This window comes from Pseudomonadota bacterium, assembly GCA_026388275.1.
In the GTDB taxonomy this organism is placed as follows: Bacteria; Desulfobacterota; Syntrophorhabdia; order Syntrophorhabdales; family Syntrophorhabdaceae; genus JAPLKB01.
The window spans coordinates 1-24,161 of record JAPLKB010000023.1; the positions used below are offsets into that span (position 1 = coordinate 1).

The 24,161-nt window shown below is 42.7% G+C and carries 20 protein-coding genes, 4 tRNA genes and 1 riboswitch; of the genes, 16 read left to right on the forward strand and 8 right to left on the reverse strand.

What is annotated here, in order from left to right; genetic code table 11:
* Positions 1-180: 180 nt before the first annotated feature.
* The gene (locus NT010_06555) at positions 181-354 is read right to left on the reverse strand and encodes a hypothetical protein (GenBank protein ID MCX5805715.1); all 174 of its coding nucleotides are present in this window, start codon (positions 352-354) and stop codon (positions 181-183) included.
* Positions 355-561: 207 nt separating this feature from the next.
* Positions 562-666: riboswitch (cyclic di-GMP riboswitch) on the forward strand.
* Between the two features lie 37 nt (positions 667-703).
* Here NT010_06555 and NT010_06560 point away from each other — a divergent pair.
* Both NT010_06560 and NT010_06565 read left to right on the forward strand, forming a co-directional pair.
* Entirely contained in the window at positions 704-1,321 is a 618-nt protein-coding gene (locus NT010_06560) for a VPLPA-CTERM sorting domain-containing protein (GenBank protein ID MCX5805716.1), read from the forward strand.
* A gap of 663 nt (positions 1,322-1,984) precedes the next feature.
* A complete protein-coding gene (locus tag NT010_06565) occupies positions 1,985-2,431 on the forward strand; it encodes a DUF642 domain-containing protein (GenBank protein ID MCX5805717.1) in 447 nt (148 codons plus the stop codon).
* Between the two features lie 465 nt (positions 2,432-2,896).
* On the opposite strand, the gene NT010_06570 is transcribed toward NT010_06565, so the two are convergent.
* Positions 2,897-3,583 carry a Crp/Fnr family transcriptional regulator gene (locus NT010_06570; GenBank protein MCX5805718.1) on the reverse strand — a complete coding sequence of 229 codons (687 nt, stop codon included), beginning with the start codon at positions 3,581-3,583 and terminating at the stop codon, positions 2,897-2,899.
* A gap of 298 nt (positions 3,584-3,881) precedes the next feature.
* On the opposite strand from NT010_06570, the gene purE reads away from it, so the two are divergent.
* The 5 genes from purE (at position 3,882) to NT010_06595 (ending at position 9,300) form a co-directional block, all read left to right on the forward strand.
* On the forward strand, positions 3,882-4,379 hold the full coding sequence (gene purE, locus NT010_06575) for a 5-(carboxyamino)imidazole ribonucleotide mutase (protein ID MCX5805719.1): 498 nt from the start codon (positions 3,882-3,884) through the stop codon (positions 4,377-4,379).
* A gap of 33 nt (positions 4,380-4,412) precedes the next feature.
* Positions 4,413-5,390 (forward strand): P1 family peptidase, encoded by a 978-nt coding sequence (locus NT010_06580; GenBank protein MCX5805720.1) that lies wholly within the window; start codon positions 4,413-4,415, stop codon positions 5,388-5,390.
* A gap of 49 nt (positions 5,391-5,439) precedes the next feature.
* Positions 5,440-6,177, forward strand: a complete 738-nt coding sequence (locus NT010_06585) for an NAD-dependent deacylase (GenBank protein ID MCX5805721.1) — start codon at positions 5,440-5,442, stop codon at positions 6,175-6,177.
* A gap of 14 nt (positions 6,178-6,191) precedes the next feature.
* Complete coding sequence (locus tag NT010_06590) at positions 6,192-7,328, forward strand: mannose-1-phosphate guanylyltransferase (GenBank protein MCX5805722.1); 1,137 nt, start codon at positions 6,192-6,194, stop codon at positions 7,326-7,328.
* Between the two features lie 439 nt (positions 7,329-7,767).
* A complete protein-coding gene (locus NT010_06595; GenBank protein MCX5805723.1) occupies positions 7,768-9,300 on the forward strand; it encodes a YifB family Mg chelatase-like AAA ATPase in 1,533 nt (510 codons plus the stop codon).
* A 53-nt stretch (positions 9,301-9,353) separates the two neighbouring features.
* On the opposite strand, the gene NT010_06600 is transcribed toward NT010_06595, so the two are convergent.
* Genes NT010_06600 through NT010_06610 form a run of 3 tightly spaced genes read right to left on the reverse strand, consistent with a single transcriptional unit; the run spans position 9,354 to position 13,848 of the window.
* A complete protein-coding gene (locus NT010_06600) occupies positions 9,354-11,915 on the reverse strand; it encodes a response regulator (GenBank protein ID MCX5805724.1) in 2,562 nt (853 codons plus the stop codon).
* Positions 11,916-11,918: 3 nt separating this feature from the next.
* Positions 11,919-12,365: a response regulator gene (locus NT010_06605; GenBank protein ID MCX5805725.1), complete on the reverse strand. Its 447-nt coding sequence runs from the start codon at positions 12,363-12,365 to the stop codon at positions 11,919-11,921.
* A 25-nt stretch (positions 12,366-12,390) separates the two neighbouring features.
* Positions 12,391-13,848, reverse strand: coding sequence for a PAS domain S-box protein (locus tag NT010_06610; protein ID MCX5805726.1), 1,458 nt, complete (start codon positions 13,846-13,848; stop codon positions 12,391-12,393).
* 180 nt (positions 13,849-14,028) lie between these two features.
* Here NT010_06610 and NT010_06615 point away from each other — a divergent pair, with 180 nt between their 5' ends.
* The 3 genes from NT010_06615 to NT010_06625 all read left to right on the forward strand — a co-directional run bounded on the left by NT010_06615 (position 14,029) and on the right by NT010_06625 (position 18,260).
* The gene (locus NT010_06615; protein MCX5805727.1) at positions 14,029-15,723 is read left to right on the forward strand and encodes a glutamine--tRNA ligase/YqeY domain fusion protein; all 1,695 of its coding nucleotides are present in this window, start codon (positions 14,029-14,031) and stop codon (positions 15,721-15,723) included.
* A gap of 72 nt (positions 15,724-15,795) precedes the next feature.
* On the forward strand, positions 15,796-17,268 hold the full coding sequence (locus NT010_06620) for a glycosyltransferase family 2 protein (protein MCX5805728.1): 1,473 nt from the start codon (positions 15,796-15,798) through the stop codon (positions 17,266-17,268).
* The gene (locus tag NT010_06625; protein MCX5805729.1) at positions 17,268-18,260 is read left to right on the forward strand and encodes a DUF4922 domain-containing protein; all 993 of its coding nucleotides are present in this window, start codon (positions 17,268-17,270) and stop codon (positions 18,258-18,260) included. The genes NT010_06620 and NT010_06625 overlap by 1 nt, the downstream gene beginning before the upstream one ends.
* A 61-nt stretch (positions 18,261-18,321) precedes the next feature.
* Here the strand turns inward: NT010_06625 and NT010_06630 are convergent, their stop codons facing one another.
* A complete protein-coding gene (locus NT010_06630; protein MCX5805730.1) occupies positions 18,322-18,846 on the reverse strand; it encodes a ferritin family protein in 525 nt (174 codons plus the stop codon).
* 402 nt (positions 18,847-19,248) lie between these two features.
* On the opposite strand from NT010_06630, the gene NT010_06635 reads away from it, so the two are divergent.
* Both NT010_06635 and NT010_06640 read left to right on the forward strand, forming a co-directional pair.
* Complete coding sequence (locus NT010_06635; protein ID MCX5805731.1) at positions 19,249-19,938, forward strand: hypothetical protein; 690 nt, start codon at positions 19,249-19,251, stop codon at positions 19,936-19,938.
* 256 nt (positions 19,939-20,194) lie between these two features.
* The gene (locus NT010_06640; protein ID MCX5805732.1) at positions 20,195-20,929 is read left to right on the forward strand and encodes a hypothetical protein; all 735 of its coding nucleotides are present in this window, start codon (positions 20,195-20,197) and stop codon (positions 20,927-20,929) included.
* 560 nt (positions 20,930-21,489) lie between these two features.
* Here NT010_06640 and NT010_06645 read toward each other — a convergent pair.
* Positions 21,490-21,565, reverse strand: a tRNA-Gly gene (locus tag NT010_06645).
* Positions 21,566-21,650: 85 nt separating this feature from the next.
* Entirely contained in the window at positions 21,651-23,198 is a 1,548-nt protein-coding gene (locus NT010_06650) for a fused MFS/spermidine synthase (protein MCX5805733.1), read from the reverse strand.
* A 327-nt stretch (positions 23,199-23,525) separates the two neighbouring features.
* Between NT010_06650 and NT010_06655 the strand changes: the two genes are divergently transcribed.
* The 4 genes from NT010_06655 to NT010_06670 form a co-directional block, all read left to right on the forward strand.
* Positions 23,526-23,601: transfer RNA gene (locus NT010_06655), tRNA-Thr, on the forward strand.
* Positions 23,602-23,783: 182 nt separating this feature from the next.
* Positions 23,784-23,860, forward strand: a tRNA-Gly gene (locus NT010_06660).
* Between the two features lie 74 nt (positions 23,861-23,934).
* Positions 23,935-24,010, forward strand: a tRNA-Thr gene (locus tag NT010_06665).
* A gap of 24 nt (positions 24,011-24,034) precedes the next feature.
* The coding region (locus NT010_06670) for a GTP-binding protein (GenBank protein ID MCX5805734.1) at positions 24,035-24,161 on the forward strand (127 nt) is incomplete at its 3' end.

Genomic DNA, 24,161 nt, shown 5'->3' on the forward strand with positions numbered 1-24,161 from the left:
CCGTTATTGCTGCAATGAGAAAATTGCTTCTTATCGCACATGCTGTATATAAGGGTAAAGTACCATATCGTGATGTATGATAAAAAAACTAAAAAAGGAGAGTTTTGGGCTTGACATTAATGACAGTATCTGACCCCCAGTCTTTCCTGCCTCATAGGCCACCCTTATCCGTGAGCCTTGCTAACGCTCCAGTAATCTCTTAATCGACTGGTATTGTCCCGGGATGCGACCATTGAAGATTTCTTCTCCTTCTGAATGCACGGTAACCTGCAAGCTTTCCTTGTACACATCAATTCCAACGTAGACTCTCTTACCGACCACTGGTACTTTCTCCGTTCTTTTCACCATTTTCATTGTGAACCTCCTTTTTTCTAAAAGTATATCAATACCCTTCAAGGGGGCCATAATCTATCATAGTATCTACCTTTTACTTGATCAATAATTGATTATATCCTACATGAAGTGTAGCAAATGTCCTACATGAAGTGTAGCAGATATCCTATAGAAAAAACTGTTTGATTGTTATATTAAGTTAAACAGAATAAATAGATTGAATATTCAACCTGATAAAGCCAAACCATCAGAAATGGCGGGACGGAAAACCTTGAGGGTCTTAAAAGATTTACATCCTTGATACGCATAAGTAAGATAGCCTTGGTTGCCGGATTAAATATAATTGAAATTCTAAGGAGGTATAAGCAACATGAAAAGATCAAAACATTTCTTTGTCGCGTTATTTTGTTTATTTGCATTGATATGCGGGTGGGGTGTAACGCCAGTAGCGGCTAATCAGATGCCGTATATAACTGTTAACGAACTTGGCAATGGTTTTGATCTAAACGGAGGACGTCTAGATTGGGGATGGAGTTATGAATATCTTGGAATAGGCTACAATGCACCTGTACTTACCTATGTCCTCCCCTTTTCCGTGACCTCGGGAGATGTTGTTCTCACGGAACCGGAGACAGGATTGCGTTCAGATATTATTCGATTCGATGGCAATATGCTTAAGTTCATTTCGGAAGGCAAATTCGACTCTCCAGGATCCTACAATGGCAAACAAGACGAACTTGCTGATATTCCATTTCCTATGGAAGGCATATCACTACTTACAGGAAGTATATCTATTCCTGAATTTGGCGATGAAGGCAACAATGGGGCATATTATTACCCACTGATTGACGGTCCGGGTTATATTCCAGGGACTGCATTTGGATACAACTTCATCAGCGATACGCCAGTACCGCTACCACCTACGATACTTCTTCTTATACCCGGTCTGGTTGGCATTGCAGGATTGAGACGAAGGATTAAAAAATAAACCCGATTCAGTAGATTATTGAACATGAAAAGGCAGAGTTTTGACAGCTCTGCCTTTTTTTATCCTTCTTCTACTTCAATAATTACCACTTAATAATGTTGTATACCTTATCAAAATCCATTTTATTCAGTTCAGGAAGCCTTTTACAAAAATTTATTCTCATAATTTTTTCAGAAAATGACAATGACAAAAATACGCATGTCACCTACAATTCCAGTATATGGCCTTTTGATTTTGATCGTGGATTACTCTTTGAAAGTGCGTACTGTCAATGTTTCTGAAGATCGTCATAAGTGAAGGCTGAAGGGTGTTTTGCTCCCTGTCAATGTATTACAATAATTGTCGCAATTATCCTACATAAATTGTATGAAATGTCCTACATACAATAAATTATAATTGTTATACATTGTTATATTAAGTATGATAAAGCCAATCCACTCATGAGGGGAGGAGCAGAAAGCCAAGGATTATGAGACAATATTCAGATAGCCTTTGTTACCAGATTTATAAAAATAATAATATATAAGGAGGTTGCACAGAATGAAAAAGGTATTATTAATAGGTCTTCTTGCAGCGATTCTCGGTTTCTCGACCCTTGCCCACGCAAATTTGATCAGTAACCCCAGTTTTGAGACAGTAGGAGCTAATTAGGTATCTAACAACGTGGACTGGTGGCCCAACTGGACTGCAAGGGATGGTGGAATCAGTATAGATGTGAGTGGAGATAATGCAGGGAATATATCTCAAACATTCGCAACCGAAAACGGTTCAAAATACATAGTTTCATTCTGGCTGGCAGGAAACCCTTGGGGCGGCCCAACAATAAAGACACTCAGTGTTTCAGCTGGTAATATAACAGATAAGCAATTTACATTCGATACAACAGGGAAAGATATATCCAACATGGGTTGGACTGAGAAATCCTTTACCTTTACTGCTGTTGGCATTGATACAACCTTAATATTTCAAAGTCTTGACGGGACATGGTACGGGCCCGCAATTGATCTCGTAAGCGTTGAAAAAGCCCCCGTCCCTCTTCCATCCGCTCTATATCTTCTTGCCCCCGGCCTTTTCGGACTCGTAGGGATTAAAAGAAAGTATCTGGGATAAACGATTAGCTGCAAATTATCAAGGCAGGGTTAGAAATAGCCCTGCCTTTTTTGTTTTCTACCATCTATAATTACCGCTTGCAATCTTGGATGTCTTACAGAAATCCGTTTTATTTAGTTCAGGAAGGCAGCAGTGTCTCAGGCAAAAGCCACGCAGTGTGCATTGTAGGCAAAAACCGCGAAGCTTGAACTTCAGGAAGAAAACTCCCGCTTATCTCTAAGCGGGGTCATGTGTGTTGATACTAATTCCAGTTCTAAATCAAGGCGCTATCATCGTTGGCTTCGTCATCTGCTTCTCCGACGTACTATTACCGTACGCCTACGTCGCCTCTTCCTTGCCGTCTTGATTTCATCCTTGATTTAGAACTGGAATAACATGCTTTCAATTCCCATATTTTTTTGTGCCTGAAATTGTGCCCATTGTGCTCCGGGTGTCCTTAAATATTCCTATAGAACCTGCAAGCTTCTAAGACAGTACCCTCTCCCCGTATGAAAGTTCTTCAAGTCCTTTTTTGTTGATAAGTTTGATTGTACGTCCCTGGACACGAATGAGATCCTGATTGACCATTTTGCTTAAAATACGGGAAAGTGTTTCAGGGATAGTGCCGAGTATGCTTGCCAGTTGACCCTTTGCAATATTCAACTCAAGGCTGTCATCATCCTTTTTATCTTCAACTGAATACAGTATGTAGGCGGCAAGCCGCTGCGGCACCTCTTTGAGAGAGAGGTTCTCTACAAGCTGTGTGAATCGTTTCAGTCTTTGTGAGAGAATAGCCAGCATATTCATGGCAATCAGCGGATCTTTATTTATCAGTTCCACAAATACAATCCTTGGGAAAAAGATTGTTGTACTATCTTCCAGAGCTTCAGCGTGCGCCGGGAACCTTTCACCGGCAAAGACCGGCGCTTCCCCAAAGGGTTCACCATGACCGAAAATATGTAGAATCTGTTCCTTCCCTTCATAAGAGAGTTTATAAATTTTAACGCGTCCCTTTTGCAGTACATGAAAACCGTTTGCTTCATCACCATCGGAAAATATTGTCTGACCTTTTTTGAATGTGCAGTTCAGCCCGATATCGGATAATGCCTGGAGTTGTTTTTCTGTCAATCCTTTAAAAAGAGGAACTTCCCCGATAAACTTCTTTATATCCATATGTATAGTTATTCTAATATTTTACAAGAGAATCTTCAATATTTATGAAAGCTATGGTAAAAAATAATGGTTTAATGTATTATTTTAACACTATTAATCGGACTCCGCTAAAGTGAATCACCCCGCTGCAAACGTTCGGGGTATCAAAGGTAAGACAATAATGTGGAGTCATTTCGAAGCAGGCTTCAGGGTGTTAACCCACGGGGCAATAAAGTAAATTATCCGTGGCATTGGTTATTAATGTTTGTATATGACAAATGACCTTTGCATACAAAAAATAACCTCGAAGGGGTTTATAATGGAAAAACCAAAAATACTCATTCTCATCGGAAGTGACAGCGATCTTTCCATAACGGAAGATGCGGTTAAATTCTTAAAAGAAACAGGTGTGCCTTTTAAAATAGATATATCATCTGCTCACCGCAATCCTGAGAAAACTGTTGAATATGCTAAAAAAGCGAGACAGAAGGGAGTGGAAGTAATTATTGCTATAGCCGGTATGGCTGCTCACCTTCCAGGTGTGCTGGCATCGCATACGACACTTCCTGTCATTGGAGTCCCTGCCGATGGCGGAGCCTTAAACGGAGTGGATGCACTTATGTCAATTGTTCAGATGCCTAAGGGGATACCTGTAGCCACAGTAGGTATTAATGCATCGAGAAATGCGGCTATTCTTGCATGTGAGATACTTTCTATTAAATATGATGAGATAAGGGAAAAGCTTGAAAAAATGAAGGATGATCTTAAAAAGGAAAATGAGGAAAAAGCGGCAAAACTGAGTGCGCTTTTTCATTAATAAAAACTAAATTTCTATTTGGAGAGGTTCTACATGCTGAATACAATTACCGATGTAAGCGGGATCCTGGTTGGTCATGCAACCGATCTTACCGGTTATACAGGATGCACAGTAATTCTTTGTGAAGAAGGTGCAGTCTGCGGGCTGGATGTCAGGGGAAGCGCTTCCGGTACAAGGCAGGTTGACTCGCTCAATTTAAGCCATATCGTAGAACAGGTTCATGCAGTACTTTTATGCGGAGGAAGTTCCTTCGGCCTTGATGCTGCAACAGGGGTTATGAGATTTCTTGAAGAAAAGGGCATTGGTTTTGACGTAGGAATAGCAAGGATCCCCATTATTCCCGCTGCTGTTATATTTGACCTCTTTTTCGGGGATGCAAAGGCAAGACCGACGGCGGCAATGGGTTATGATGCCTGTGTCAATGCAAAAGAAACGTTTGACGAAGGAAGTGTGGGTGCAGGCACAGGCGCTACAGTTGGGAAACTTTTTGAAATCTCAAGGGCAATGAAGGGGGGTGTCGGCACAAGCAGTATTATAATGCCGGATGGTTTAATCGTCGGCGCCCTTGTAATTGTTAATGCCTTTGGCGATATTATAGACAACATAACCGGAAAAGTTATAGCAGGCGCACGGATGTCGCAGGATAGCCTCGAATTTGCTCACACATCTGATTCCCTTAAAAAGGGTTATACCAAAAAGCAGTTCGGTCTCATTAATACAACGCTTGGCGTTGTTGCCACAAATGCCCGCTTTAATAAGAGGGACATCACGAAAGTTGCCCAGATATCACAGTGCGGATTAATAAAGACAATAAGTCCTGTTCATACCACCTTTGATGGGGATCTTATTTTTGCCCTTTCATTGGGTAAAATAGAAGCCGATATCAACAGAGTTGGCGTACTGAGTGAATTTGTCATTGCAGAAGCCGTAAAAAGGGCGATAAAAAAGGCAGATGGTTTTAAGATCGTACCTGCCTTTCGGGATATGAACAAAGGTTGGAAGACTTCATAAGCTGTTTAAAAAATGTGGAAGTAATTTGAACGGCTTAAAGGAAAAATAAATGGATGATTATCGCAAGATAGCTGATATAATAAAGGAAAGAGGGGATGTGGTTGCTTTTACCGGTGCGGGTATATCTGTAGACAGCGGCATCCCGGCATTCCGCGGCGGCCAGGGATTATGGGACAAATACGACCCCATGGAGTATGCCCATATAGGGGCTTTTAACAGCAACCCGGAAAAAGTATGGTTAATGCTTCGAGAAATGTCCTGGGTAATCCTGGATGCAAAGCCGAGCCCTGCCCATATTGCATTGGGTGAATTAGAAAAAAAAGGCTTTTTAAAGGCTGTTATAACGCAGAATGTGGATGGTCTCCATCAGGCAGGAGGAAACAGCAATGTCATAGAGTATCATGGAAGCCACAGATGGTTTGTATGCCTTAGTTGTTCGAAAAGAGTTCCCCTTACGCACGGTATCATTGATATACACCCTTATCCGATATGTGAGAAATGTAACAGAGCATTAAAACCTGATGTGGTTTTTTTCGGGGAGAGCATTCCCTTTAAGGCCATGATAAAGGCAAATGTAGAAGCGGAGAGATGTAAGGTAATGTTTGTTATAGGAACATCAGGAGTGGTATACCCGGCAGCAGATTTGCCGCATACATCAAAGTCCCGCGGGGCAATCATAATTGAAATCAATCCTGAGCAGACCCCCTTTACCTCATCGATCACTGATTATTTTTTCAAAGGTACAGCATCGGTTATATTGCCGAAAATCTTGGAATATTTGGAATAAAAAGGAGGCAGAACATGGCAAAGAATAAATCTTCGGCATTAGCAAAAGCTACCTCCTCTGGAAATAAAGACAGCAGAATGCCGGGTTCCAGGGCAATTGACCACACATACTGCATTATCATGGCCGGAGGAAAAGGTGAGCGGTTCTGGCCTTTAAGTACAGATCTTATACCAAAACCGTTTCTGAATATCGTCGGCGGTAAAAGTATGATACAACTCACTGTTGAAAGAGCCGGTCGAATAGTGCCTTTAAACAGGATTTTTATTGTCCTTGGCAAAGATCATCTGAATATTGCAAAAAAACAGCTTGGAGTTTTGCCTGAAGAGAATTTTATTGTTGAGCCCGATGGAAGGGATACTGCCCCCTGCATAGGCTATTCAGCTATTTTTATGCTTAAAAAAGATAAGGATGCTGTAATGATTGTGCTCCCTGCCGATCAATATGTCCCTGATGTAGACAGTTTTGCAGATGTTATCTCAGAGGGCATAAGATGTGCAAAAGCAGGGGATTATTTTGTCACAATAGGGATAAAACCATCGAGGCCTGAAACAGGATACGGTTATATACATGCTTACGAAAAGTTTGATATTGTAAGGGATTCAACATGTTTCAAGGTAAACAGATATGTAGAGAAGCCTGATTTAAAAAAGGCGATGGAATATCTGGAAGAAGGCAATTATTACTGGAATGGAGGTATTTTTGTCTGGCGTGCTGATGCTGTTATGAGGGGTATCAAAAGATATATGCCTGATTTGTATAGCGGACTTATGCAAATCAGTGATGCATACAAGGTGAATCAAAAGGAAGAAGCTGAACTTATTTTTAAAACCCTCCCTAGAAAGTCCATAGACTACGGGCTTATGGAAAAGGCAGAGAATGTTTTAATGATCCCTTCCCGGTTTGCCTGGGATGATGTAGGTACATGGTCTTCACTGACAAGGGTATTTGAACCTGATGAAAAAGGGAATTATACAAAGGGCGATGTAACTCAAATAGACACAAAGGATTGTGTACTATTCAGCGATAATATAAGAGTGGGGACTATAGGTGTTTCCAATCTCATCATTGTTGCATCGGAAAACGGTGTGCTTGTTTGTGATATTAACAGGGTTCAGGAAGTAAGGGAGATAGTGAAACAACTTAACTCTTAACAGTTTCCATGAGGGGGTTTTCGTGAGCCTGTAAATGAGGGCATAAGCCCCTAGCCCGTTCTCGGGCGAGAGGGGGTGGCTCCCATTTACACGAGGGACGAAGGACGTTCAGTCGCTATGCTCCTTCGGACGCAGGACGTAAATGCATTTGCTTGCGTCCCAGCGCAAGCGGACGTCCAATCGAACATAAGTGAGCGGACATCCTTCGTGCATACGGAAAGGAGAGGGGGCGACGTGAGCCCATTAAATGAGGGCGTAAGCCCGTAGCCCGTTCTCGGGCGAGAGGGGGTGGCTCCGACAGCTTTGCTGGTGGAGGGGGCGACGTGAGCCCATTGTATAATTGCAAGGGAGATAGTGAAACGAATGAAAAATTAATGTTTCCGTAAGGGAGCAATCGGGACAACCGCAAGCGGGTGTCCCGTTATATGTGGGGGGTTATATGATTTCAAGGGTTTCTACTGCAACAGTCTACGGTATCGATGGGATCAAAATAGATGTTGAAGTCGATATATCATTCGGTTTGCCTGCTTTTAATATCGTCGGGTTACCGGAAATGTCCGTTAAAGAAAGCAAAGAGAGGGTTAGGGCAGCAATAAGAAATGCCGGCTTTGAATTCCCTAACGACAGGATCACAATCAATCTCGCACCGGCAGATGTAAGAAAAGAAGGATCATCATTTGATCTTCCCATAGCCGTGGGTATACTTATTTCAATGGGCATCATAAAGGAAGAAACAGTGAGAGGATGCCTTATTGCCGGGGAGTTATCCCTTGACGGCAGAATTAAAGGCATCAGAGGGGTACTGCCCATAGCCATACTTGCTGCCCAGGAAGGAGTTAAAAGCCTGATAGCGCCCCTTGTGAACGGCAACGAAGCTTCTATTGTAAAGGGATTGAAAGTATACGGAGCAAATCATCTCATAGATATTGTTCATTATTTCCTGGGGGACGGGGACCTAAAGGAGTTTTACGGAAAAGATAATTTGCCGGATGAACATACCGGCAATGCAGGATTAAATTTTTCGGATATAAAAGGTCAGGCGCTGGCAAAACGGGCTCTTGAGATATCTGCGAGCGGAGGTCATAATGTCCTTATGATCGGGCCTCCCGGCTCAGGCAAAACCATGCTTGCGAGGAGGATGCCGACAATACTGCCGCCGCTTCATTACGAAGAAGCGATAGAAACGACAAAGATACACAGTATTGCCGGCCTTCTTAGCACCGATAAATACCTTATTCTTGAACGCCCCTTCAGGACACCCCACCATACTATTTCAGATGCAGGCATGGTGGGCGGAGGCCATGTTCCTAAACCCGGAGAGGTCAGTCTTGCCCATAATGGCGTGTTGTTTCTTGATGAATTCCCTGAGTTTAAAAGGAATGTTCTTGATTCATTGCGGCAGCCTCTTGAGGACGGCAATGTAACAATTTCACGGATTACGCACTCGATAACCTTCCCGGCAAAATTTATGCTTATTGCAGCAATGAATCCCTGTCCCTGCGGCTACTGGGGAGATTCAAGAAGGGCGTGTACTTGCACCGGGTCACAGATCAGAAAGCACAGGTCAAGGATTTCCGGGCCTCTCCTTGACAGAATGGATATGCACATTGAAGTACCTCCCGTCACGGTGAGAGAACTGTCAATTGATAAAGAAGAAGAACCTTCGGAAAAGATAAGAGAGAGGGTGCTGGATGCACGCAGGATTCAGGAAGATCGTTTTAAGGGCAGGAAAATATATTCAAATAGTCATATGACACCGCGCATGATAAAAAAATACTGTGCCATGGATAATGGCGGGAGCATGCTTCTCGAAAACGCGGTTGACAAATTCGGCCTTTCTCCCCGTGCCTATCATAGAATCCTGAAGGTTGCCCGCACTATTGCCGACCTGGATAATATGGAACATATAGATGAGCCGCACCTTGCCGAAGCAATCCAGTACAGGTCGCTGGATAAAAGGATGGTTGTTTAATCAATAATACGGAGAATATGGGATATTGACAGCGTCCGCCTGCGTTAATATTACTATTTTGTGTTCAATACACTGCGTATTATCTTTGCAATTTCCTGTATGGTAAAGGGTTTCATGAGAAAGCCCCTGATACCCAGGGCCTTTGACGAATCTGCATTGACCTTTTCGCTGAAACCGGTGCAGAGGATAATCGGTATGTCCGGCCTTATGGAAATAAGCTCCTTTGCCAGATCAATACCTGTTATGTGGGGCATTGTTTGATCGGTAATAACGAGGTCAAACTTATCCGGTTCTTTTTTAAAGGCTGAAAGCGCTTCCCGGCTATCTGTTTTAGGGATCACCGTATAGCCGAGTTTTGCAAGTGTACGTTTTTCCATCTCGATCAGTGTATCCTCATCGTCCACAATCAGAACACATTCGTGACCCCCTGGTATAGCCGAATCAGTCTCGCTAATTGCCTGACAGTCCTGCTCTGTCTTCGGAAGAAAGATGTTGAAGGCAGAGCCCTTTCCACTTTCACTCTCAACAGTGATAAAACCATTGTGACTTTTTACAATCCCGTGTACTACCGAAAGGCCGAGACCGGTTCCTTCCCCTGCTGTTTTTGTTGTAAAAAAAGGATCAAATATACGTGCCATAACCTCCGGCTCCATACCACATCCTGTATCAATAATTGAAAGCTTCACATATGATCCCGGGACCATGTCCTGGTGCGGGGCATCAAGCGGGGATAAAAATATGAAATCGGAAAGTTCAATGCTCAGGGTTCCCCCTTTTTCGCGCATAGCATGGGCTGCATTGGTGGAAAGATTCATAAGCACCTGATGTATTTGAGTGGGGTCGGCAAGTGCCATGGAGGTACTCCTGATCTCCTGCCTGATATCGATAGTGGAAGGGATTGATGCCCTGAGAAGCTTAAGGGGCTCCTGGATTACAAGACTCAACTGTACAGGCTTCAGTTCCTGCTCTCCCTGCCTGCTGAAGGTGAGTATCTGCCTTACAAGATCTCGTCCTCTTATGCCGGCCTTCAGGACATGTTCCACATAGCGTTGTACATCGCTTTCCACCGGGATACGCCCCTTTAACATCTCTGTAAAACCGATCATGGCTGCCAGAATGTTATTGAAATCATGGGCAATGCCTCCTGCAAGGGTGCCGATTGCTTCCATTTTCTGTGAATGGTGGAGTTGCTGTTCCAACATTTTCTCTCTGGTAATTTCTATGAGTGTTCCCATAACGGCAGGACGGCCCTGGTAGAGGAATACGCGGCCAAAGCCCTTCAGTATAATTATCTTTCCGCTCTTATGCATACCGCGGAATTCATGTTCCAAAGAGTCTGTTTTGCCTTCTTTCCGTCGCCTCATATACTCGTCGAGGATGTGTCTGTCATCGGAGTGGACAAAACTGCTGAGGGTACATTTATTCACAACTTCTTCATACGTATATCCGTAGATTTCGCAGAATTTGCTGTTTGCATATACGAGCATATTATTCTGTATTACATACACACCCACCAGTGATTCTTCAACAACACTCCGGTATTTTTCTTCGGATTCCCGAAGCGCTTCCTGTGCCTCCCTCCGCTTTAATTCCTGAACATCCGCTTGAATTCTTGCGTTGAGAACAGGCGCCATCTTTCGGGCTGTTGCCTCCAGTATCTTTTGATCGTCTATATTATAATTCACTGTCTTATTGGCAACAATAATAATGCCGATTGATTCCCCATGATAAAGGATAGGGACTGCTAAAGCCCTTGTGATGGGGATATGCCCGTAGGGCACGTAAAAGGGCTCATTGATACAGTAACTCTTTTTTTCTCTGATTGTCTTACCCCAGATGCTATCCCCCCAGGTGTTACGGGGGAAAATAGTGGCTTTACCGGAAATTTCGCATCTCTCCCATGCATTGCCATTCAGAGAAGGGCATGCCATGTCCCCGTCTTTATTGATGTAACCGAATATACCGGACTTGCTTTTTACAGTTTCCAGAATAACATCAAGAACTTTTTCATATAAACTCTCATCAAGAACAGAAAGGAAAATATCCGATATCCGATTCCTGAACATAAGCTCCCGCTTTGAAACCCGGAGAACCTTTTCAACACGTTTACGTTCTTTGATCTCTGATTTCAGGGTTTCGTTTGCAGCAGCTAGCTCTGCTGTTCTTTCCTTTACCCTTTTTTCCAGTTCATCGTGTGCTTTCTGCAGGGCATGATCGGCAGATTTGCGGGCAATGCGTATCCGGGACTCTTTCAGTTCCCTGTTAATTGCCGGTACAAGACGGGAAAGATTGTTCTTGCAGATGTAGTCATGGGCTCCGGATATCATTGCCTCAACACCTACATCATCGCCGATAGTTCCTGAGACAAGGATAAAGGGGATGTCCAATTTTTTATTGTTGTAAAGATTTAGCGCTTCAGTTCCACTGAAATGAGGCATCGTATAGTCTGCAATGATTATATCCCGCTCCTCCCTGTCAAGGGCGGAAATCATGGCATCGGGGGAGTCGACCCGTTCAAAAACAGGTTTATACCCGCCCCGTTTCAACTCACGTACAATAAGCAGGGTATCGTCCTCGGAATCTTCTACAATTAACACTCGAAGAGGTTTTTCCATTTCCTACTTGCCTCCGGCAGGAGGAGGTTCATTCAACACTAACCAGTATAGTTCCAGTTGCCTGACGGCTTCGATAAAATTGTTGAAATCCACAGGTTTCTGTATATAACTGTTTGCACCGAAACGGTAACCGTCGATAAGATCCTGCTCCTCTTTGGATGTGGTAAGGATTACTACGGGGACAAGCTTTGTCCGTTCATCCGAACGCAGGCGCTGCAATACCTCGATGCCGCTTATCCTTGGGAGTTTCAGGTCAAGGAGGATAAGGACCGGCAAAGTACTTACGTCCTGATCAGTATATACACCGGTACCAAAAAGACAATCCAGTGCCTCAGCACCATCCCGTGCAACAATTACGTCGTTCTTAATATTATTCTTCTTCAATGCACGAAGGGTAAGTGTTACATCATTCGGATTATCTTCGACAAGAAGAATTGTTTTCTCCTTCATTGCTACCTCTCTTACTTACTTTTTTTTAAATACTGAAATAAAATGATGCACCTTTATCAATCTCACTTTCTGCCCGTATATGTCCTCCATGGCGGTGGATAATACGCTGGACAGTGGCAAGGCCGATGCCGATGCCCTCAAATTCATCATCGCGGTGTAATCGCTGAAAGGGAATAAACAGTTTATTTGCATAGGCCATATCAAAACCTGCACCGTTATCCCTTACAAAAAACTCAAGATTGCCTCCTTGGTTTGTTGTCCCGAATTCTATTTTTCCGTTTTTATTGTTTGTAAACTTATAGGCATTGCTAAACAGGTTTTCAATAACTATCCTGAGCAGATTGGGATCACCTTTCGCAACAATATCGGGCTGGATGATAAAATCAACTTTGCGCCCTTTATTCGCATTTTGAAGTTCTGCTGCTACAGCAGAGGCTACAGCGCTTAAGTCAACCGAACTGTATCGAAGTTCGGCCCTTGAGATGCGCGAAAGCTTAAGTATATCATCAATAAGGATTGCCATGCGTTGGCTTGCTGTACGGACCCGTTTTAGAAAATCCTGTCCCTGTTCGTCTAATTGATCGTGATAATCCTCGAGAAGCGCCTGACTAAAACCGTCTATGGCCCTCAAGGGCGCGCGCAGATCATGCGAGACGGAGTAACTGAAAGCCTCCAGTTCCTTGTTTACGGCCGCCAGCTCCAATGACCTGCGCATCAGATCCTCATTTGCCTTACTGATCCTCTCCTCAGCCTGCTTACGCTCGGTAATATCACGAAGTATTGTCTGGACAAAAACTTCTCCGCCTAATCCTATTCGATTCAGGCTTACCTCTGCATCGAAGAGTGTTCCGTCTTTTCTACAGTGTTTCCACTCAAAAAACTGGGGTTCACCGGCAGCGGCCGCATTGATTTTTTCAAGGGCTTTTTCTTTTGAATTCCTTCCGTCAGGTTGAAGAGGAGGGAGGAATATTAAAGGAGGCTTGCTCGTCATTATCTCATCCATGGTACAACCGAACATTTTTAACGTCCTGGCATTACAGTCGATGATTTTGCGGCCTTTCCAGATAAAGATGGCATCATTGGCAGAGTCAAAGAGCATTCTGTACTTGGCCTCACTTTTTCGTAAGGCTTCTTCGGCCCATTTGCGGCTGCTGATATCTATTATAATACCTTCAATAACACCTTGTTCTTCATAAAGTCTGGCAGAATGAGAACCCCAGAATTCGGAGCCATTCTTTTTTTTAAACAGAATTTCCAGATTATTTACTAACCCGTTCTGCCGGAGGATTTCCTTCATATCCTCTCTATCCTCAGGTCTTACATAGTAATCGGTAGATCTGGTTCCTTCAAATGAATCCAGGCCGAATAAATCCCGCATTGCCTGATTTTCTTCGAACACAATTCCTTCCTCAAAGGAAGCCCAGAATATGCCGACAACAGAATTTTCGAAAAGATTATGATATTTCTCGTTGTAGTCTCGCATGCTTCACCTTTTGCTTACTTCATGCTAAGCGTAATTATAGCAAAATAAGTGTGAAAATACAAATTGTTAGGAATATGCTGCATGAGCAAGCACAAACAAACAGACTATAGTTAAACCCTTTTCTTGAAAGAAGGAGCTGCATGTGGTAAAAATTTAATAAAGGTTTAAGGAGTTTAAAAAATGGCACAAACGGATATTTCTTCCCCAACTGATTTTATTCGTGACATTATCGAGGATGATTTCAAAACAAACAAGCACGCCGGACGCGTTGCCGTGCGCTTTCCACCAGAGCCGAACGGTTATCTTCATATCGGACATGCAAAATCGGTCTGCCTTAATTTTGGAATAGCTGCACAGTACGCAGGCACATGTAACCTCCGGCTGGACGATACTGACCCCAGCGGCGAATCCCTGGAATATGTTACATCGATTATAAACGATATACACTGGTTGGGGTTTGACTGGGACAACCGTTTGTTCTATGCCTCTGACTATTTTGAGCAATTGTATGATTTTGCCGTACAGTTGATTAAATCCGGGAAGGCCTATGTTTGCAGCCTGACGCCTGATCAGATAAGGGAATATCGTGGTACACTCGTTGAACCCGGCAGAGAGAGCCCCTATCGGAACCGCTCTGTTGAAGAGAATCTGGATCTGTTTTTCCGGATGCGGGCAGGCGAATTCGAAGACGGTGCCCACGTGCTCCGGGCAAAAATAGATATGGCCTCTCCAAATGTTGTTATGCGTGACCCTATTATCTACCGCATTAAAAGATCACCTCACTACCGGACAGATACAAAATGGGTTATATATCCAATGTACGACTTTGCCCATTGCCTTTCAGATTCCATCGAGAAAATTACCTATTCAATCTGTACCCTTGAGTTTGAAAATAACCGCCCTTTGTATGACTGGATTGTTGGACAGTTGATTGAAGGAGACCGGCCTAACCAGATAGAATTCGCACGTCTCAATCTCAGTTATACGGTCTTGAGCAAACGTAAACTCATCGAATTAGTTGAAACAGGATATGTAACAGGCTGGGATGATCCGCGTCTGCCTACCATAGCCGGCATGAGGAGACGCGGCTATACACCGGAGGCAATAAGAAACTTTTGCTTAAGGATCGGCGTGGCAAAAAATGACAATCTTGTTGATGTTTCCCTTCTTGAGCATTGCGTCCGTGAGGATTTGAATGAGAAAGCCCCGCGTGTGATGGGAATCTTGCGGCCCCTCAGGGTTATTATTGACAATTACCCGGAAGGACAGACTGAAGAATTTGAATGTGCGAATCATCCCCAGAATTTATCTATGGGAATGAGGATGGTACCTTTTTCAAGAGAACTCTATATTGAGTATGATGACTTTAATGAAAATCCTCCGAAGAAATACAAACGCCTTGGTCCCGGACGAGAGGTACGGCTGAGAAACTCTTACATAATTAAATTTGCAAATATGGCCAAGGATGAAAAGACCGGTGAGATCATTGAAATCCACTGTACCTATGACCCGCAGACTCGAAACAATCCTCCGCCGGACGGGCGCAAGGTAGAAGGGGTTATTCACTGGGTATCTGCACATCATGGCATTCCGGTGGAAGTTCGGCTCTATGACCGTCTGTTCGGGATTCCCGATCTATCAGCAGCAAATGATGATTATAGAAATTATCTTAATCCCGGGTCATTAGAAATCCTTCACAGATGTTATGTAGAGAGAAGTCTGGCTAATGCGATGCCGGGAGACAGGTTTCAGTTTGAAAGGCTGGGCTATTTCTGTGTTGACTCAAAGGATACTTCACCGGAGAAACCTGTATTTAATCGAACCATACAGCTTCGTGATTCATGGGGCAAAGTTGCCGGTCAGGAGAAAGGATAGCTGCCAGCCGGCAATGCGTGTACATACAATATCCTTTAATGATTACTACCGAACTATTATGGGAACCCTCAAATGAAGCCTCTTACCGTAGCCATTTCTTACAGCCCGGAACCTTTTTTTGAAAAAATCCTCCTTGAGTTCGTAAAATCGGACCTCGTAGAAAATATCATTGTTATCAGTCAGGAAGATATTCATGTTAATGTGCCTGGATGTAGTATACTTACAACCGGCACTCTTTTATCTCAGGAAACGCTTGAGATTATCTTTGGCAATATCCGAACGAAATATCTGGTGTTGGTATCTGAGCCCCTGCATATTTCTCTTGAACCTGATGCTCTGAAGAACATTATGGAAGCATCCGCATACGCAAAGGCAGGTATAGTTTATACGGATTTTTACAATGAAGACAAACAGGGCAGGGATCTCCATCCGTTAAATGATTATCAGTCAGGAAGTGTCCGCGATGATTTTGATTTTGGCGCCATGATGCTCTTTTTCGTTCCTGCTGTAAAGAACACCCTGGAAAAATACGGCCCCGTGCCGCATGTAAAATTTGCCGGTCTCTATGCCATCCGGCTCAAGGTTTCCATAGATTATCCTGTTTATCATCTGAATGAGCCTCTCTATTCTGTAATCAAAAAAGATTCGGCATCCGGTATTGAAAAGATATTTAACTATGTTGATCCGAGAAATGTTGTTGTCCAGAAGGAAATGGAAACTGTCTTTACCGATTATCTGAAGAAAATAAATGCCTATGTGCCGCCGCATTGCTTAAGAGATACCGCGCGAGAGTCTCAATTATTCCCTGTAGAGGCTTCAGTTATTATACCCGTACGAAACCGTGAAGCAACAATTGCCGAAGCTGTAAAAAGCGCTCTTTCGCAGAAGACGGATTTTTCATTCAATATTATTGTTGTAGATAATCACTCCACAGACAGGACGACGGTTGTTCTCTCCGATTTGGCCAGGGAGCATTCTGCCCTCAAACATATTATACCCGCAAGGACTGACCTTGGAATAGGCGGGTGCTGGAATGAGGCTATGTATAGCAAAAACTGCGGGCGTTATGCTGTCCAGCTTGATTCGGACGATCTGTACAACAGCCCTCATACACTTGCAAAAATCGTCCGAACGCTTCGCGAAGGCAACTATGCCATGGCAATAGGTTCCTACACTATCGTTAATTTTGATCTTGAAGAGATCCAGCCGGGGCTCATAGACCACCGTGAATGGACCGATGAAAACGGTCACAACAATGCACTGCGCATTAACGGTCTTGGTGCACCGAGGGCATTTGACACCGGTTTGATGCGTACTATAGGTTTTCTCAATGTAAGTTATGGCGAAGACTATGCTGCTGCACTGAGAATATGCAGAGAATACCGGATCAAGAGGATCTATGAAAGCCTGTATCTTTGCAGACGCTGGCCGGGGAATACTGACGCTGCGCTTGCAATAGTTGATACAAACCGCAATGATGCCTTTAAGGATAAGGTCAGGACCGATGAAATTCTTGCCAGACAGAAAATGAACCGGGGAGACTGATGTTGAATCGGATTTATGCCTCTTTTGACGGGGAACAAAGCCAGAAGCCTCTTCCGGAAATTTGCCTTGAACTTCTGTCTGAACAGAAAAATACCTGGCCCGAATGTTGCCTGGGCTATGCATCGCTGGAGCGTATTAAAATACGGGAAATAGCCTGTAATGGTTTTATAGTGCGCGTCCAGCACAATCCTGGAAGAATAAAAAGCACTCTGGCTGATGTTAAAGAAAAAGAGATAAAGCAGCGACCCTGTTTCCTGTGTCCCGGCAATCTTCCTGCAGAGCAGAAAGGTATTCTCTATCGGAATGAATATCTGATACTATGTAATCCTGCGCCTGTTTTCTCTTCCCATTTTACCATTTGCAATAAAGAACATAGACCACAGTCTATTGCTGAACATTTAGATATTTTTCTTCAGCTGATGGTTGACCTTGGCAGCGACTGGACAGTTCTCTATAACGGGCCTGAATGCGGCGCCTCTGCACCGGATCACCTTCATTTCCAGGCAGTCCCGTCCGGACAGATGCCTGTGGAAACTGAAATTACAGGAGAGGAAAGTTTTATCAAAGTTCGACAGGTTGACAACGTCTTATTGTCACGGGCAAGCAATATTGGACGGGAAGCTTTTATATTGGAAGGGGATAACCCGGCAACACTTGAAGGGATATTCAAGGAAATTCTCTCAATATTAAAAAGACATCTTTCTATCGAAAAGGAGCCAATGGTAAATATCGCCGGTTTCTATAGTGCAAAAAGATTGTGTATTGTGATCTTCCCCCGTTCCAGGCACCGTCCCGACGCTTTTTTCAGGAAAGGGGACGACCAGCTTATGATAAGCCCTGCGGTAGTCGAAATGGGAGGTATATTAGTTACCCCTGTGGAAAAGGATTTTAGCGTCCTCAATGCATCAATTGCAGAAGGCATATTCCGGGAAGTATCTTTAGATGGTGAGATCATGGACAGGATTATTGATTCTATAAAACGGGATATCTGAAATTCAGCAAAGGTCAACCACCGGCTTTAGTTGGTGGTTGACCGGTTAGATATTGGCTGAATCATCCACCGTCGAAGGAATGGTGTTCTGCTTTCATGAACCATGAAGCCGGATCAGTAAAATATTCTTCCGCATCTTTCAAGGAAAGGAAGTGTTCGTTCTCTATCATGGCAAGAAGCTCAAAAAACTCTTTTTCCCTCGGATTTGTCACTGCATTGCATAATTGGCGGTAGAATTGCGCCCCTTTATCTTCAAAGTCAGCGGCGATTTTTATTGCTTCAAGGTCGCCTGCATCGGGTTTGGCTGTTTTGTCAATGTTCTTTAGTGTATTGGTAAGAATTTCTTTTATATTCGTGTTATTAACCTTAAGCGGTATGGTCTCCGGCCATTTATCCTGTTTTTCCCATTTTTCGTGAAGCTCTTTTAAGCGTTCATAGTGCTCAAGTTCATCATCGGCTATTCTTTTAAACATTGCTTTGCCGAGAGGGTTATTAGTCTTCTCAGCATTTTTGAGATAGAATTCACGCTCAGAAGACTCGTTTTTTAATGCTGTTTCCAATGCATTAAGCCGTTCTTTTTCATCCATGGTTAATTCTCCTTTATGCGAGGATCGTTGGAACATTAAGATTTTATAAGTATAGGTTTTAAAATACAATCGGTCAAGCCTGATGTCCCTATCTTTATTATTTTTATTTTAGGGAGGAGGACATGAAGTTCAGTTACTATATTAACGGTTCAATAGAATTTTTGGCATATTATATTAATTTTCTGTATTAAACCTACATGATTTGTCTAACATATCCTACAGACAAAAGTATCTGATCCGTTATAAAATGTTTTACAAGGGTATAAAAATATCCGTAAATGTGAGGCAAAAACCATTTACCTCGCTATGGATACGGCCTGACAGCCGGAAGCGGCAGCAAAAATAGGTCAAAATTATATGATTAGAATAAAAGGATATCATTATTAAGGAGGATTAAACCTTATGAAACAGAAAATTATTTTTGCAGCGCTTTTTTTGGCGATCATGCTTGGTATGAATAGTGCCGTAATGGCTTATTCAATCGAATTCAAATTCTTCTCACAGAATAATTCGGACGATTCGGCCACATTAACTATCTCGAACCCACTGATGTCTCTGGATATCAGTTCGGGTGCCTGCATGCCCGAACTGATTACACAGGCTGCACTTAACGCGACAGGGACATGGGCTGAGTCTGGTTTAATGCCAAAAGTGTTATCCAGCTCCAATTATATAGGGCTTACACTGGAGAGACCTGCAGAAACTTGGGTACCACCGTCAGACCCTGCAAAACCGTGGGTACTGTCAAACCCGTGGATACCGTTGTTATTATACTTACAGCTCTTCAACGAACCTAAATCTACCCTCGACCCTGACTCCAACACCCCTGTCGCGGGTGTAATGGGAGTCGGCGGTGCAATGCTAATAGCCCTTGGTGCTGGCAACGAGTCTCAGTCTTTTATCCTCTATCCGGATTCGGATCCTGAAAAAGCTGGTATTTACAATTTGTACGACGGCAACAATATTGACCTCAAAATGCCCATGTATGCAAGCATCAACGTTTATCCCGCGCCTTTGCCGCCTTCTCTGCTGCTTCTGGCACCTGGAATCCTGGGACTTGGGGTGATGAAACGCTTTCAGAAAAAACTATAGGAGGGGAAACCTTCAGAGGGAATTTAACAATAATTGAGCTGATAGCAAAATAAACGATGAGGCAGAGTCAGAAATGACTCTGCTTTTTTATTCTATTTAGATTACCGATGAAAATATAAAAATGGATTCAAAGGGGATAATATAAAAAATACTGGTATAAATATAACTTATCCTACACAAATTGTCGTAGATATCCTACATACAAAAAAATTAAATTGTTATACGTTGTCAAATATATTTTATGAAAGGAGGGTTTATGAAAAATATATTTATCTTATTTTTCCTAATAGCTATCGTGATTATCACCGGCGGTCAAGCAGGAGCAAGCTTTTTCGATGACTTTAACCGGGTTGACACATTTTCGCCGCCGCCGGATTACTTATACAATCTTGGTAATCTCGGTGTAAACTGGACCATTGACAGCTCTATCGGTATAGCGGACCATTGGGCTCATTCCTCTTACGCAATTTCTGGGTTACAATGGGCATTGGTAAAAGATTACAGTAGCAATTACCAGTCAACAAAACTTTGGGTCGACGTAAAAGCTACAGTGGGGTATGGTCAGTATGTTGCCTTGATGTTCGGCGTGCTTGATTCAAGCCATAATATTTTCGTTAAGGTTCAGGACAACACTTACACGGGAAACTTTGACACGGCTTATATTTACTACGGCAATGACGGAAGCGGACCTGTACATTTAACTAATAACTCCTTCAAGTTGACCCCCTTTACAACCGCCCGGATCAGCGCCTATGCCTCAGACGCCGACACAGCGTGCCTCGGTATCGATACGGACTTTGATGGATCGGCGGAAACGACATACAGCGTCACGGGTTTTCAGGGCTTGCCATTAGGACGGGGCATCGGTCTTGGAATGTATGGGAATGCATGGGCAGACAACTATAATGCCGTTCCCCTTCCTGCCTCCCTGCTTCTTTTGGGTCCGGGCCTGATAGGCCTTTTAGGACTAAAGATAAAATTTAAGAATTAAGTAGAATGCTTATGGAGCGATAGGGCGGGGTCAGAAATGGCTCTGCCTTTTTTTATTTCTCCAGTGATTAATCTTATCTGAAAAATATAAGTGAACCGGGAACATGTTATCCCATTTCTCAATCAAGGCGCTATCATCGTTGGCTTCGTCATCACCTCCTCGACGTACCATTGCTCTACGCCTACGTCGCTTCTTCCTTGCCGCCTTGATTTCATCCTTGATTTAGAAATGGAATTATACGCATGGGCGGCGGATACGAAAAAAGGGGGGTGCCTACGTCTTTTTAGGGTCCCATATCCTGATCCTGCCTGTAGCTACGCATGAAATAAACCTTCCTATCCTTTGTAGCTCAAATAAAAGCCTGTTAAAATCAACGAAACGGATGCAGACAATATTAGATAGAATTAATGAGGCATACCGATGTGAGAACTACGCAAAAATATTATCTTGGAAATATGACCAGATTGAGAAGCCTTGTGAACAAAAGAGGTCAGGTAAATAGAACTGAAAATAGAACCAAAATATCAGAATATCAAATAAAATAATATCAAGTAGTTAAATGGAGCGGGCAACGGGGATCGAACCCGCGGCATCAAGCTTGGGAAGCTTGCACTCTGCCAGCTGAGTTATGCCCGCACTTGATATAATATTAAAGAATTTACGTCAGCAAATCAATATCTTTCATTTGGAAACAATTAAAATTATTTGTTCTTAATGCTTTTCAGCTCCTTCTGTAACCGAACCTTTCTTCAAAAACAGGAGCAATGAGGTTGTCAATCGGCGCATAATCGTCTTTAATAATGATAGAGTATCTGTTATTGAGGAATTCTTCTATCAAATCGTCCGGTATAACGGCAGATGTGGCCTTTCCTTCCATACGGTTCCTGACATGATCTGAAAAGTCCTTTATATTAATGCCGCCATTTCCGGCAACTACTATGAAAGTACTGATCTTGGTATTCTTGAAATCAGGACTGACTGATATAAGATACACGTTTTTTTGTCCGAAGACTTCCCGCAGTGTTTTCATATAAGAAGGCAGAAAGGCTCCTTTCTGAAAATTATCAATAATATTGGACATAAGGATACCGCCAGGGTTCATAACACCCTTGATCTGCTCCATGAATTCCTTTGTTGTCAGGTGGTAGGGAATGGAAAGATCATTATATGCATCAGTAAATACAATGTCATATTTTTCTTTACAATTCATTACATACCAGCGGCCGTCTTCATTGAATGTTCTAATTTTTGTTGTTTTTGGTAACTTAAGGTTATTATAGACAATATTTGTTACTTCCGGGTCTATTTCCACAACATCAATCTTTGCGTTCGGATAAAAGGTTTCCATGTACCTCGGAAAGGTGTAACCGCCTCCCCCTATTGTCAGACTTTTGAAATTATCATCTTTATTGAGTTTCCACTTCAGTACATCAGCATATATCCTTTCATATTCATACTCTATGTGAAGCGGATTGTTGAGCGCAACATAAGAGTGTATCAAATTATCAAGTATCATAGCTTCAAGGGGTGTTGTATTGTCATGACCGGTTGTCTTTGTGAGCTTTATAGTATAGTAATCGCTTTCTTTGTATAGATATGTTCTGTCCGAGAGCGGAATTTTATAAAGGAAGTGATATACACCCAAGATGCATGGCGATGCAATTATGAGAAATATTATTGCCGATTTTTTTGTCTTAAATAGTGCACCTGAAAAAACTGCTGCCAGAATCAATATTATCCCCATTGCCAGGATAATACTTCTTGTTCCCATCCAGGAAATAAGTAAAAAACCTGTTGCAAATGTACCTATTATTGCCCCCAGAGTTGAAAAGGCATATATTTTACCTATAGTATTACCTGCATTTTCGAGGTTTTTCAATGTCAGCCTGACTACAACAGGAGAAATGGTGCCAAGTATGCATCCTGGTATAAAAAATATAATTGAGGTAACAAGGAAAATTCGCATCATCAGTGAGAGGGGAAAGCGGTATGCTGCTACGAGTGTGGTGAGCGGAATAATTGTAAGGGCTGCAATCCCTGACAGCAAAAGGAGCCAACCCAGTGTTTTTCTTGAAGGTAGCCTGTCCACCAACCTTCCGCCGATATATGCACCGATGCTTATTCCGGCAAGGATAACGCCTATTATACTTGTCCATGTATATATGGAAACACCTACAAAAGGGGCCAATATACGGCCTGCTACCATCTCAATGACAAGACTGCAAAAACTTGCTATAAAAGTGATTATGTATGCTTCTAAAAGGGTCATTATTCTGTAATTCCTCCGTATTATTTAATTTAAATATTTAGATAAACAAGATATGAAGGGCTTTGGAAACCCCTTTCATATAAATTTCCTTATTTTTTTGACTTTTATTTAAAACTATAGTATTAAAGGGGGTTTGTCAAACAAATTTGATCAATTTTAAAGGATTGTGAATGAGATTGAGGTTAAGCCCCGGACAATAAAAAATGTTTTTATACAAAATGCTTCCAATACAATCAGGATTATAGTATAATAATTCGGCCTTTTGATGAAAAATTACATAACAAATATTGCTATTTGTACTCATCTTGTAATATAATAAATGTTTAGGCTGGTGTAGCTCAATCGGCAGAGCAGCTGATTTGTAATCAGCAGGTTGCGGGTTCGAGTCCCATCACCAGCTCCATGGAGAGGTTCCCGAGCGGCCAAAGGGGGCAGACTGTAAATCTGTTGGCTCAGCCTTCGGAGGTTTATACAAATTTTGTTCAACAAAATTTGTATTTATGAATTAAGTTATGAGTCCCAGGGTTGAAAAGATTGTTTATAAACACAATAATTGCTCGTAGCTTAAGATTCTAAGTTGTGATTGCGGGAATAGCTCAGTTGGCTAGAGCATTAGCCTTCCAAGCTGAGGGTCGCGGGTTCGAATCCCGTTTCCCGCTCCATATAAAGATAGAGCGGGTTAAAATATTGCCTTCTCGAAAAAATTGAGCGGGTTAAATTGATGCCCGCTTCATTTGCCCGCGTAGCTCAGTCGGCAGAGCACTTCCTTGGTAAGGAAGTGGTCACCGGTTCAATTCCGGTCGTGGGCTCCATAAATAACAAAACGGAGGTCCTTTATGGCTAAGAAAAAGTATGAAAGAACAAAACCCCATGTAAATATCGGAACCATAGGACATATAGATCATGGGAAAACCACACTCACATCTGCCATTACCCGGTATCTTTCCAAAGCAGGAATGGCGA